Source organism: Campylobacter curvus (assembly GCF_013372125.1).
GTDB lineage: Bacteria > Campylobacterota > Campylobacteria > Campylobacterales > Campylobacteraceae > Campylobacter_A > Campylobacter_A curvus.
The window spans coordinates 1,383,608-1,397,102 of the sequence record NZ_CP053826.1; the positions used below are offsets into that span (position 1 = coordinate 1,383,608).

At 42.2% G+C, this 13,495-nt stretch carries 11 protein-coding genes and 1 tRNA gene; all 12 read right to left on the reverse strand.

Features of this window, described 5'->3' with window-relative positions:
- Positions 1-5 precede the first annotated feature (5 nt).
- Positions 6-3,089 carry a cytochrome c biogenesis protein CcsA gene (gene ccsA / locus CCVT_RS06755; RefSeq protein ID WP_018136222.1) on the reverse strand — a complete coding sequence of 1,028 codons (3,084 nt, stop codon included), beginning with the start codon at positions 3,087-3,089 and terminating at the stop codon, positions 6-8.
- 32 nt (positions 3,090-3,121) lie between these two features.
- Positions 3,122-3,679: a c-type cytochrome gene (locus CCVT_RS06760; protein WP_018136221.1), complete on the reverse strand. Its 558-nt coding sequence runs from the start codon at positions 3,677-3,679 to the stop codon at positions 3,122-3,124.
- Between the two features lie 97 nt (positions 3,680-3,776).
- A complete protein-coding gene (locus tag CCVT_RS06765) occupies positions 3,777-5,036 on the reverse strand; it encodes a major outer membrane protein (protein WP_018136220.1) in 1,260 nt (419 codons plus the stop codon).
- A gap of 293 nt (positions 5,037-5,329) precedes the next feature.
- Positions 5,330-5,764: a hypothetical protein gene (locus CCVT_RS06770; RefSeq protein WP_018136219.1), complete on the reverse strand. Its 435-nt coding sequence runs from the start codon at positions 5,762-5,764 to the stop codon at positions 5,330-5,332.
- Positions 5,765-5,908: 144 nt separating this feature from the next.
- Positions 5,909-6,502, reverse strand: a complete 594-nt coding sequence (locus CCVT_RS06775) for a hypothetical protein (protein WP_018136218.1) — start codon at positions 6,500-6,502, stop codon at positions 5,909-5,911.
- Between the two features lie 83 nt (positions 6,503-6,585).
- Positions 6,586-7,020: a Dps family protein gene (locus tag CCVT_RS06780; RefSeq protein ID WP_018136217.1), complete on the reverse strand. Its 435-nt coding sequence runs from the start codon at positions 7,018-7,020 to the stop codon at positions 6,586-6,588.
- 502 nt (positions 7,021-7,522) lie between these two features.
- Positions 7,523-7,599 (reverse strand) — tRNA-Arg (locus CCVT_RS06785).
- Between the two features lie 59 nt (positions 7,600-7,658).
- A complete protein-coding gene (gene fusA / locus CCVT_RS06790) occupies positions 7,659-9,737 on the reverse strand; it encodes an elongation factor G (RefSeq protein WP_011992520.1) in 2,079 nt (692 codons plus the stop codon).
- 12 nt (positions 9,738-9,749) lie between these two features.
- Entirely contained in the window at positions 9,750-10,220 is a 471-nt protein-coding gene (rpsG, locus tag CCVT_RS06795; protein ID WP_009650489.1) for a 30S ribosomal protein S7, read from the reverse strand.
- 75 nt (positions 10,221-10,295) lie between these two features.
- On the reverse strand, positions 10,296-10,694 hold the full coding sequence (rpsL, locus tag CCVT_RS06800) for a 30S ribosomal protein S12 (protein WP_011992521.1): 399 nt from the start codon (positions 10,692-10,694) through the stop codon (positions 10,296-10,298).
- 153 nt (positions 10,695-10,847) lie between these two features.
- A complete protein-coding gene (gene iadA / locus CCVT_RS06805; RefSeq protein WP_018136215.1) occupies positions 10,848-11,981 on the reverse strand; it encodes a beta-aspartyl-peptidase in 1,134 nt (377 codons plus the stop codon).
- Positions 11,981-13,393, reverse strand: a complete 1,413-nt coding sequence (nhaC, locus tag CCVT_RS06810; RefSeq protein WP_018136214.1) for a Na+/H+ antiporter NhaC — start codon at positions 13,391-13,393, stop codon at positions 11,981-11,983. The genes iadA and nhaC overlap by 1 nt, the downstream gene beginning before the upstream one ends.
- Positions 13,394-13,495: the final 102 nt, after the last annotated feature.

A 13,495-nucleotide genomic window follows, 5' to 3' on the forward strand; every position in this document is an offset into this window, starting at 1 on the left:
AAATTTTAAAGCTTCGTGCAAATTTTACGCTTTGGAAAGGCCAAAAAGGTCATCGCAAACATAATGCCTATACCTATCCAAACAAAGTCTGGTATCGGCAACGGGTCTCCGGCGGCATAAGAGTGCATACCGGCAAGATAGAAATTTACGCCAAAATATGTCATCAAGATCGCCCAATAAGCAAAAAACGATGCGACTGCAAATGCGTATTGGTTGTTTAGCTTTGGTATAAATCTCATGTGAAGCACCGCCGCATAAACTAGTATCGAAACAAGAGCCCAAGTCTCTTTGCTGTCCCAGCCCCAATATCTGCCCCAGCTCTCATTAGCCCAAACGCCACCCAGGAAATTTCCAAGTGTTAGAAGGCTTAGTCCAAGTATCATCGCCATCTCGTTTATTCTCGTGGCTTCCAAGATATTACGCGTGATCTCGGGGTTTGGCTTGCGTTTGTTTTGCATTATGATAAGGATGAGTGTAAATCCTCCAAGAAGCGCACAAAGTCCTAAGAATCCATAGCTCGCCGTGATGACAGATACATGTATCGTCAGCCAATAGCTCTGAAGCACGGGCACGAGAGTGGTTATCTGCGGATCCATCCAGCTAAGATGCGCGACAAATAACGTAACGCCTGCTAGTATCGATGTCAGCGCGATCGCGATAGGGCTGCGCTTTGAGAATATTATGCCAGAAAGCCCAAGAGCCCAAGCGATATAGACCATCGACTCGTATGCGTTGCTCCAAGGTGCGTGCTCGGCTATATACCATCTTAGCCCAAGCCCTATGGTATGGGCGATAAAGGCTAGTATATTGACACCATAGACCACTCTCACTATGCCGCTTATCTTGACCTTTGGCGCGAGCATTTTTACGAAAACGAATAGCAAAAGCACCAAACCTGCGAGCAGATAAACCGGGATCAAACGGTCAAATATCTTAAATTTATTGAACAAAATTTCGATCTCTACCTTTTTCTCACTAGGCATTATCGCAGAGCCGTATTTTTTCTGATACTCGAAAATTTTATCAAGCGATGCGTCGGCCTTACTCCAGTCCTGCGTCCTAGTAGCCTCGTCTACGGCGGTAAAATAATCCTTCATCATGGTAACTACGAGATTTGCCTCCTCCGGTGAGAAATACATCATCGCAGACGCTGGCGAATACCAAGAGTTAGAAGGGTCGTCTTGCTTAGGGAAAATTTTGAAAATTTCACCTATAAAAATCATATAAAAGACGTTTAAACGCTCATCGACCTTGATGACATCTTTATCAAAAGTACCGCGCGAGCCAGGGTGTTTGCGATTTGCGATCTCTGCAAATTTCGTGAGCTTATACTCGCTGCCGCCGTCTTTGCCGACCTTGAAAAAGTCATTAAAGCTTGCATATTTTGCATTCTCATCTACGCCTATATCTTTTTTTAGCTCCTTGCTAAAGCCAAGAGCGATGATAGGCTCGCTTCGCCAAAATTCAGGCGTCACCATTATAGAGAGCATGGCCTGGTTGGAATTTAGCGAGCCAATGCTATCTTGCCTGTGAATTTTGTTTAAAACTTCTTTGCTTAAAGTATCAAAAGGCTTTATCCTACCATCTGGGCTCTGCACGAGGAGTCTTGAGAGCTTTTGGGCGTGTTCGGGGCTTATCTGAGGCAAAAAGTCGCTTGCTTTCGCCTCGTTAGCTCCAAACACGATAAGACATGCCGCGATACATGCCGCTACCTTTTTAGCCGCTTCGTTGTCTATGAGATTTGCGAGCTTTCTAAAACGACTGCCAGGATTTATGACGTTTAATAAAAAGCCAAGGCCGAGTAAAAAATAACCGATATATGTAGGAATTTTGCCTGGGTCTTTGTTTACGGAGAGTATTGTTCCTCTCTCGTCTCTGTCGTATGAGCTTTGGAAAAACCTATACCCATCGTAGTCAAGCACGTGATTCATGTAAATCCTATAATCAAAACTAGGACTGACACTATCTTTTACGACGACATCACTGGCATAGCTCATAGGAGAATTTGAGCCAGGATAGCGCTTGAGCTCGAAGTCTTTTAAAAATAAGCTAAAAGGCAGTTTGATCTGCTGTGGCCCCCAAGAAGCTATGAAATTTTGCCCACCGATAGTCGCGCGAGCAGGCTCTATGAGGTTGTAAAACAATGTCATCTCCTTATTTTCGCCTTTATAGCTTAGCTGGGCTACTATCGCGTCAAATTCGCTATCTTGGGTCGTGACTAGCTTCCTTGCGGCACTGGCAGATATAAACTGCGGTGTGAAATTTATACCGTTTACGCTATATAGATTCATAGGGGCAAACTCATTCACACTACCCGCGTCAAGCTCTATTTTTGCGCTATCGCTCATCGAGAATTTTGAGATTTTTTGATTTGAAGTCACGCTGAATTTGCCATCTTTTAGCTCAAACAATACATATTTTTGCCCTTCTCGAGGCTTGGCATTGAAAATAAAGCTGATCTCACCCGCCAAAGCCTCCTCGCCATCTAGTAAATACAACTCTTCTCTGTTTGTCTCGTCGGATATAACGAGCTCGATCACCGGTTTGCCACTCGGATCGTCTACGAATTTATAAGAAGCCTTGGGGATATACTCGATAAATTTAAGCCTCGCGTCCGCATCTGCGAGCTTTAGTGCGATGTCAAATCCCTCTTTGTTTATATTTTCAACGCCTCTAGGCACTGAAGCCGAAATTTCCTTACCGTCCACATCTGCAGCAAAATTTACATACGAGCCCTTAGTCGTTACTATGTTGGTTTCGGTATTTTCCCTTATATGCACGTTTCCTTCAAAGCCAAAATACCTCGTGATGCCAGCACCTACCAAAATAACCAAAAATCCTAAATGAAAAAGCAAAGACGGAAGCTTTTTTATGTTTAAAAGTCTGTAATGGAAAATATTGTAAGCCAAATTTATACCAAGTAGCACTTGAACGAGTGCGAACCAGCCGGCACCATATACATAAACCCACGCTAGCTCTGTGTTGGTCTTACTTTCGATTATCGTTGCCGCACCGCTTGCCACGGCAAATATGATCATCAAAACGATAGCCGAAGTCATGCTAAAAAATAGTGATTTTATGCCAAACATTACTTGCTTCCTTTTTGTGCGTATGTAAAAATTTATCTTAGATAGCTACCCTGTTTTTTCTCTGTGGAAACAGGCTTATTTGCTTGGTCATCTTGATCGGCAAGTGCATCTTTGCCTTTTAGATAGGCTAAAATCGCTCCAAGATCGTTATTCGTAGTTATTTTGGCTTGATTTTGCATTATTAGTTTGCCATCGCCCCCAAAAGATGTGTCACTTCTATATGAAATGATGCTATCTTCGATATCTTTAGCATTCATGTCTTTTAGCGCTACTGAACCGTAAGGTCTTTTCTCGGCGTTTTCTCCATGACAGCTTTGACATTGCTTTTCGTAAAGCTCTTTACCGAGTGAGACACTATATCTACCTTTTCTATCGACACCAAATTTTAAAATTCTATTGTCTTTATATCTTCTCGGATCTTCATCGATAAATACTTGAATTTTTTCATTTCTTTCATTGGCCTGTTTTGTCGCCATCTCTGCAAGCTCTTTACCAAAATCGCCGTGGGCCTCTATATAATACACTTGTGAAGCGCTGAATGCACTTGCCGCAAAAAGACACGCCAAAAAAGAAATTTTAAAAATTTTCATAAGTTTCCTTAAAAATTTTGCTCTAAATTTAAAAATCCCAAGCTGGGGATACCAACTTGGGATTATAGCATAAGTTGATTAAACTAAGCTGGGTAAATTAGAATGAGTATTTAGCCTCAAATCTTAACTTATCTTTTTTATCCTTATTTCCATTTTCATGTTTTGTCTCTAGGAAAGAGTAAAATGAGCTGAATTTAAGCTTTTTGTTGTATTGATAAGCAAGTCTTGGAACGATCTCTTGATATTTGTCTTTTGAGCCGTCTTTATATTTAACTTTACCATTTATATAATCAACGCCTGCAAAGTATTTGTCATAAGTATAGCCTGCAGTTCCATACCAGAAATCACCTTTGCCTTGAGCAAAAGTATAATCTGTTGGCTCTGCATCATCTCCAAATAATAGTTCACCTGGAGCTATCAACTGACCTTTATCCTCTAGGGCAAATGATGTTACACCATGATCTTTGGCTTTCCATCCGATATAACCAGCAGCCAAATCTACACCAAATAGTGACGTAGAAAGCTCACCTGCATAGAAGTTACCGTCATCATATGGAACAGTCGCTGCTGCAGCGTCTTTAAAACCAGAGTCCGCATTACTATTTACATATTGAGCTTTGGCACCGATAGAAACATCATTTGTCACGGCAAAATTTCCAGCTACTTCAACAGCTAGTAAATCGACTACTTCTGTCAAGCTGGCATACCATAGTTGAAAACTTATAGGATCATAAGAGCCTGCAACTGCTGCAGCATAAAGGTTTCCTGCATTATATCCGTTAAGAGGATAAGTAGAAGGGTTTTTAGCTCTTATATTATCAAAAAGCGTTCCATCTGTTTCACTACCATTTTCAAGAGCGTCAAATGCAAAAGCTGTAAGAGTTAAACCTTCGATATCTTGATTTACTACCTTAACGCCAGTACCTATCTCATCATCTGTAAAGAATGAGCCGATCTCTTGTTTACCAGCTGTTATAGTAGTGCCACCGATAGTGTATCCTAAATAGAACTGATGAACACCAAAGGTTCCGTCTGTATTTGTTTTATCTGTTGTAGGAGTGTTATTGCTAGTGCCAAGATTGCCAGAACCATCGCTTGCATTATATCTCAAGCCCAATACACCAAAGAAATTATCGTCGATCGCAGCTTTAAAATTTGTTACGATTTTAAAGTTATGTTTTGCCTCTGTATTTCTATCGCTCTTAGAAGCTTTTTCTGTTGTATTTGTATACCTATATCTTGCAAATCCTGAAAGATCTACATTTTTTATAGCTTCTTCAAGTGGAGTAGCTGAAGCTACGCTTGAAAATGCACCTAAAGCAACCAAAGCCGCTAAACTAATCTTTGTTAGTTTCATTTGTTCTCCTTTTAAGAAATTGTGTAAGGGCATTATAATACATAAAATTTAATTTTAAGCTTAAAAAATCCTAAATTCTAGCGAATTTGTTACCGATCGTTTACCGAAAAACGCTAAAAATTCAAAATTTTACTAAAATCATATATCAAATCAGAAAGTAGCACCGACGAAAAATCAAGTTTTAAAAGTGGGGAAATAAAAAGAAAGGGGCGAAACACATCAGCCCCTTAAAAGGAGTTCTAGTTTTGATTGCTTGGTGAAATTATAATAGGCCTAAGTAAATCAACGGATAATCAAAACGTTATTTTCTCTTCTTTTGGAATTTCTATATTCGTTTTGATATTTTTCTTTTTTATGACGACGTCATTTTGTGGTTTTTTGATCCCGGAAAATGAACCCCTGGAGCTTCCCTCGCGGATAAGAAGCATGCTCTCAAGCTGCTTACCGATAAAAGTCGCATACACTAGATCGCCCTTGTCGTAGTAATATCTGGTGGAGCAAAAATTAGCACTAGGCAATTTGGCGTTTTTGGTATCGCTCGCGATGATAGTGTAGCAATACTTCGAATCCTCATAATGAAGCTCTTTTATAAAGCCCTTGATAGCGCTTTTAACAGGCTTTTGTTGCGTGCGAGGAGCTTGCTTCTTGGGTGCTTGGTTCTCAAAAAATGAGCAGCCCGTAAGAGCAAACACGGCTAAAGTCATAGTAAAAATATGAAATTTTGACATTTGTTTTCCTAAAAAATTTTTAAAAAAGTATAGCTCATAAATTTAAATGCTTTAAAATTTAAGTTAAATAGAATTTACTACCTAAGCGAAAGATTAAAAGAGGAATTTTAGAATTTGGCTACCATTCATAGTAGCCAAATAAATTTATGCCGATACGTTTAGAACGTTACCGCCGAGCTCCGCGATCCTTTTATCGACACTTTCTAGCGCCCTATCGATAGTGCGTTGTGAAATTTCAGGTAGATCGCCACCCCAAAGCTTTGCGGCATCTTTGAAGCCTTTTAGTATCCCCTCTCGCCCGGCCTGAAGCTTTTGTGCGTCGTCACCTGCTGCCGAGATGACGAAATTTGCTATCCTGTCGGCGGTATTCTTGATACCAAAAAATCTATCCTCTCCGACTAGCTCGCCAGCCTCTTTCGGACTAAGCGAGTCGATGGATTTGCCGCTATATCCTATGGCGTCATAGTTGATGCCTTTTAAAATTTCAGCTAAATTTTGCGGAAAATTTTGACTTCTGTCGCCAAAAAGTGAGCTGACCGCGCTTTGAGCGCTGAAATTTGAACTAGATACTGAGAGAGACTGGGCTTGAAACTGCAAAAAATAACTATTTGATATCTCTTTTGTGCTTATTTTAGAGGCGGTTTGCTCCAAGGATTTAGCATTTTTGTATTGTGAAATTTGCGGATTTTCTTTAGAGTTTGGATTAGCATACGCGTTGATGTTTGTATTTACCTGCATGATAGCTCCTTTATAAATTTTCTAGCTTGAATATCGTCAAAATACAAATTTTATAAAGGGGCGAGCCGAGGCCCGCCTAGTTATCATTTGGCAAGTGTAGCGCTAAGCATCCAGATAGCTTTTTCATATTTTCCTATCTGATCTTGTGCATACATTTGAGTAGTAGTATCGCCCTCTGCGATCTTATCAAGCTTTTTAAACTCGTCCAATAGGTGTTTGTAATCAGCCAAGACGATCTCTAAAACTTCGCTCGGAGTGTAGCTGTCCTTTGGTTCGTGTTTTATGTGAGTTAGTTTGTTTAGCTCCTCAGCTTTGATGACAGGCTTGCCACCAAGCATGATAGCTCTCTCGGCTGTGTCATCGAAAATTTCGCTCATATCTTCGTAAGCTTTTTCGGTATATTCATGCACGCTGAAAAACTGAATGCCCTTTACATTCCAGTGAAGATCGTGGAATTTGATATAAAGAGCATTTGCATCGGCCTGGATTATATTCAACTGTGAAATAACTTTTGACATTTTGTCTCCTTGTGGTTTATTTGTGATGAAATTATAGCATATTTTACTTAAAATAATTTTAACTAAATAATATTTTTTATTATCTAGTTAAAATTATGAAAAGACTCTATTACAATAAATTATTGACGCTTACTTCGCAAACCCTGCTCGCTCCGCAAGACGCCGAACGTATAGCACGATTTGCGCGGTCAGCTACCGCTTCCCTGTAAATCGGCGGCGATAGCGTCGCTTCACAAGGTTTTTGCTCGAATGCTGTTCGCATTCTCATGCTTTGAAAGCTGAAAATCAATGAAATATTTTAACAGAGCCTATGAAAAATATAAAAATTTTAGCTTTTTAATGAGTATCGATCTGTTATTTTTTAGTATAGTCAAATAGGCTAAAAGATGAAATTTTACTTAGCTGATCAGCTTAAATGTTCATGAGAATTCTTTTGTCTAAACAGAGCTAATTTAATTTTATGTAATCATAGGAATCATAATAAGATAGTAGTTTTTATAAGTGGTGTCCCCAGCGAGATTCGAACTCACGGCCTCAAAATTAGGAATTTTGCGCTCTATCCAGCTGAGCTATGAGGACAAATTAATTTAGAATTTTATGCAGGTTTGCCCAAAGACAAACCTGCATAAATTTAGCTTTTAGCCGTTTCTCTTTTTAATGATCTCTTCGCTTACATTCTTTGGAACTTCTTCATAATGATCAAATTCCATAGAGTAAGTCGCACGACCTTGAGTGCCTGAGCGAAGATCTGTCGAGTAGCCAAACATCTGAGCTAGAGGGCAGAAAGCCGTGATGATCTTGCTACCGTTGCGCTCATCCATCGAGCTAACTTGACCGCGGCGTTTATTAAGATCGCCGATGACATCGCCCATATACTCTTCAGGAGTTTCGACCTCGACCTTCATCATAGGCTCAAGGATGACCGGATTTGCCTTTCTGGCACCCTCTTTAAAGCCCATAGAAGCGGCAAGCTTGAACGCCATTTCAGAGCTATCCACCTCGTGGTAACTTCCGTCGTATAGAGTGACTTTTACATCTTCTACCGGATAGCCGGCCAACACACCATTTTGAAGCGCTTCGCGGCAACCTTTCTCAACGGCAGGTATGTATTCTTTTGGAACGACGCCACCTTTGATATCATTGACGAATTCAAATCCGCTAGCTGGCTCAAGCGGCTCGATACGTAAGAATACGTGCCCGTATTGACCGCGACCACCTGATTGCTTAGCATATTTATACTCTTGTTCGACTGGTTTGCGGATAGTCTCGCGGTAGGCAACTTGCGGCTGACCTACTTCTGCGTCGACTTTAAATTCACGAAGCATACGATCGACGATGATCTCCAAGTGAAGCTCTCCCATGCCCGAAATAATAGTCTGACCGCTCTCTTCATCGGTATTTACTCTAAAGCTTGGATCCTCTTGAGCTAGCTTTTGAAGTGCTATCGCCATTTTCTCTTGATCAGCTTTTGTCTTTGGCTCAACGGCGACTGAGATGACAGGCTCAGGGAAGTCCATTTTTTCAAGGATGACTTTATCTTTCTCGCTTGCGAGAGTATCGCCGGTCAAGGTATTTTTTAGGCCTACGACAGCGCCGATCTCACCGGCATGAAGGACTGAAATTTCCTCACGTTTGTTTGAGTGCATTTTAAGGAGTCGTCCGATCCTTTCTTTGCTATCTTGAACGGTATTGTAAGCGTAGCTACCGCTTTCAAGACTTCCGCGATAAACACGGATAAATGTCAGCTGTCCCACAAACGGGTCGGTCATGATCTTAAATGCAAGCGCAGCAAATTCGCCATCATCGGTAGACTCGACGGTAACTTCCGTGCCGTCCTCATAAACGCCTTTTATAGCCTCGATCTCGTCCGGAGCCGGTAGATAGTCCACAACGGCATTTAAAAGCGGTTGGATGCCTTTATTTTTAAAAGCTGTTCCGCAAAGCATAGGTATTATGCTCATTCTTAAGCAACCGGCTTTTATGCCTTTTTTGATCTCTTCTTCGCTTAGCTCTTCGCCGCTGAAAAATTTCTCCATCAAGCTATCGTCTGTTTCAGATACGGCCTCTATGAGCTTCGCACGATACTCTTGCGCCTTTTCCAAAAGCTCGGCCGGGATTTCTTTTTCTACATAGTCAGTCGGTTTTTTATCATCTTCCCAAACATAAGCTTTCATCCTCACAAGGTCGATAACACCCTTAAAATCATCCTCTGCACCGATCGGAATTTGAATAGGCACAGGATTTGCTTTTAAACGGTTTCTGATTTGGCTTTCGACATTATAAAAATTTGCACCGATCCTGTCCATTTTATTTACAAAAACGATCCTTGGAACGTGATATTTGTTCGCTTGCCTCCAAACGGTCTCACTTTGAGGTTGGACGCCGCCGACCGAGCAAAATACCGCGACTGCGCCGTCAAGAACACGCATAGAACGCTCAACTTCGATAGTGAAGTCGACGTGGCCCGGAGTATCGATCAGGTTTATTTGATGCTGTTTCCAAAAACAAGTCGTCGCAGCCGAAGTTATCGTGATGCCACGCTCTTTTTCTTGTTCCATCCAGTCCATCGTGGCTGCACCGTCATGCACCTCGCCGATCTTATGGCTCATACCGGTAAAAAATAAAATTCTCTCGCTCGTGGTAGTTTTTCCTGCATCGATATGAGCTGCGATACCGATGTTTCTGACCATATGTAATGGTGTTTTTCTATCTGCCATATTGTGCCTTTCTTACCAGCGGTAATGAGCAAACGCTTTATTAGCCTCTGCCATTTTGTAGGTATCCTCTTTTTTCTTGAAAGATGCGCCTTTTGAATTTGCGGCATCAAGAAGCTCGTTTGCCAGCTTGTCTATCATGGTTCTTTCACTTCTTTTTCTAGCGTAAGTGATCAGCCAGCGGATCGCAAGCGCTTGTTGGCGGACAGGACGAACCTCCACAGGGACTTGATACGTCGCACCGCCTACACGGCGTGATTTTACCTCTAGGATAGGTTTTACGTTTTCGATAGCATCGTTAAAAACATCTATGCCTTTAACATCGCCGCCTTTTTTCTCGATAGCTTTAAGCGCTCCATACATGATCTCCGTAGCGACGCTTTTTTTGCCGTCATACATCAAAGAGTTAATAAATTTAGTGATTACTTTGTTTCCGTAAATCGGATCAGGTAAGACTTCCCTTACAGGGGCTTTTCTTCTTCTCATTTTGATTTTTCCTTCAAATTTTATAAATTTTACTCAAACGTTTGCAAATCTACGCAACGTCTGCGAACCTAAATTTTACTTTTTAGCAGCTGCAGCAGCGCCTGCTTTAGGGCGTTTTGCGCCGTATTTTGAACGCGCGACAGTTCTTTTTGCGACACCTGCAGTATCTAACGCACCGCGAACTATGTGGTATTTAACACCCGGCAAGTCCTTGACACGACCGCCACGTACTAGCACGATGCTATGTTCTTGCAGGTTGTGACCCTCACCGCCGATGTAGCTGATGACTTCAAAACCGCTCGTTAGCCTGACTTTGGCAACTTTCCTCAAAGCTGAGTTTGGTTTTTTAGGAGTCGTAGTATAGACCCTAGTGCAAACTCCTCTTCTTTGAGGGCACTCTTTTAGCGCTGGAGATTTGGACTTCACGGTCACTTTCTTGCGCTCTTTTCTGACCAATTGATTTATGGTTGGCACAGTAATTCCTTTCGACTAAATTTATTAAAAAGACCTAATAATATTTAAAAACGGCTTAAATAATGATTAATCAAATTTTAAAATAGTAAAACACAAAGGCCGTTTCGCTTTACCAAGCGCTTTGCAAATTTTACTCGTATTTATTAAAACTACCTACTCATACGTTCCTTTTTTGATAAAGCCGTTCTCATCTTTTAAAATTTCGCCTTTCGCGATGACATATTTAAGCCCTAAATTTTCGTCAAAAAGTAGCAAATCAGCATCATATCCGCTTGAAATTTTGCCCTTTTTATCGGCGATAGCGATAGAATTTGCAACATTTGTAGTAAAAAACGCCAAAGCCTCCTCCAAGCTAAAACCGTCATTTACTAAGCTTAAAAATTCTTCAAACAAAGCTCTCACGCTGGCAACGCCAATCTCAAGTAGCTTCCCATCAGCGTCATAGCTGGAAAAGCTACCGTATCCATCGGAGCTGACGGTTATTCTATCGGTGCTTAAGCCCTGGGATTTTATACGCTTGATCGCTTCCAGCGGGCTTAGATGATTTTTGCAGGTAAGATCGATATATCCGCCGTCCTTTAGAAATTTAACGGCCTCATTAAATAAATTTTCATTTCTATTTACATGCGTAGGCTGAAAAAACGTAATAGGGATGTCAAATTCTTCTAACGCCTCATAAACTAGCCCGAGCCCCTTTTTACCGTCACCCATATGAAGCGTAGTGTGGCCTGATTTGGAGCTGATCATCCCAGCGACCCTACCGGCCGAGACGATGCGGGCCAGCTCGTTTTTGCTGACGGACGAGGAGCGGTGATCGCTGATGGCTAGCTTTATGCCTATGATCTTATCTACAAATACGATGTCTTTTTGTATATCGCCCGTGATAGTCGGGGTTTGCACGTTATATGCGCCGGTGTGAGCGTAGCAGGTGATGCCTTCGTCATTTAGTGCATTCGCCTTTGCGACTAAATTTTCTACGCTTCTAGTCGCACTATCGGTGCCCAAAAGCCCCACCGCAGTCGTGATGCCAGCCTCTATAAATTTTGAGAGCATTATCTCGGGCACCCTGGTTTTAAAGCCGCCTTCACCGCCACCGCCCGTGATATGAACGTGCTTGTCGATGAGCCCCGGCGTAGCTATAAATTTTGAAGCCTCGATCACTTTTAAATTTGGCAAATTCGGGTTTAAATTTTCATCTATGCAGACGATCTTGCCGTTACAGATGAAAATATCTTTACGTCCTATAAATTTAGGAGAGAAAATTTGAGCGTTTTTTATGAGCAACATCACTCCTCCTTTTTATCTTTTAGCGGCGCTATGCCGATGCCCGTGATAGCTAGGATCACGGCAAAAACTATACCCATATAGTTCATGACCGCCCAAGGCAGATATTCCACCGTTGCGACACCAAGCGTAGCCGTCATATAAGCTCCGGCCGCCGACCATGGTATGAGCGGAACGACGACGGTACCGGAGTCCTCGAGAGTTCTGGATAAATTCTTAGCCGCCAGTCCCTTTTCTTTATAAAAGTCCTTAAACATCTCGCCAGGCACCAAGATCGACAGATACGAGCTACCGGTCACAAATGCGACCGTCAAACAAGACGATATGGTCGAGATGATGACGCCAGCTTGCGATCTGACCTTTGACATTATCGTGTGAAGCACGACGCTTAGCATACCGGTAACGGACAAAATCCCGGCAAAGCCCATAGCACAGATGACGAGGATGGTCGTGGCATTTACCGAGCTCACACCGCCTCTGTTTAAAAGCTTCATCATATCTTTTGAAAATTCACCATCAAGCCCGCTCATGTTTAGATTAAAGCCGCTCATCACGGATATCAGACCGTTTTTGAGGCTAAAGCCCTGTAAAAATACGCCAAACAATACAGCCATAAAAGACGATATGAGCATCACTGGTATGGTCGGCCATTTTAAAAAAGAGCCCGCTAGGACTAAAATCGCCGGCAGCAAAAGGATAACGTGAAAGTCAAAAACTCTATCAAGCTCGGTCTGAAGCGACAGTATCGATGCCGAGACATCACTACCGCTCGCTGCGCCCGAGCCTATAAAAAGATAAACAACGATCGCTACGATAGTAGCCGGCACGGTCGTGTAAAGCATATGCCTGATATGCTCATAAAGCTCCGAGCCTGCGGCTATCGGGGCTAAATTTGTAGTGTCTGAAAGTGGAGAGAGTTTGTCACCAAAATAAGCTCCTGCTACGACAGCTCCTGCAGTCGCGGCCAGATCCACATTAAGGCCTTGAGCGATACCCATTACGGCCACGCCCACCGTGCCGGCCGACCCCCAGGACGTACCGGTGACGGTCGAGAGGATGGCGCATATCAAAAAGGCGGTAACGACGAGGTATTTTGGGCTGATGATCCCGACGCCGTAGTAGATGATCATCGGTATAGTACCGGAAAACATCCACGAGCCGATAAGTAGACCCACGACCCAAAGTATCATGAGTGCCGGAAGCGAGCTTGAAATTTTATCGATTATACCCGCTTCAAGCTCTTTGTAGGAGTAGCCAAGCCGCCAAGCGATGAGCCCGGCAACGAGCGCCGAGGTCAAAATGATAGGTTCGACTTTGAGCTTGTAGTAGCCCACTCCCAAAGCAAGTCCGAAAATCATGACCAAAACCGGCGTAACGCTTTGCAAGAACGTCGGTTTCAACTTTTCGCCAGACATGACAGCCTCCTTAAATTTAGATTTATTAAAAATCTATATTCTAAAGGCTTAAAATATTATAAAAATTTAATATTAAAAATAAAATTTTTATGTTTGATTAGA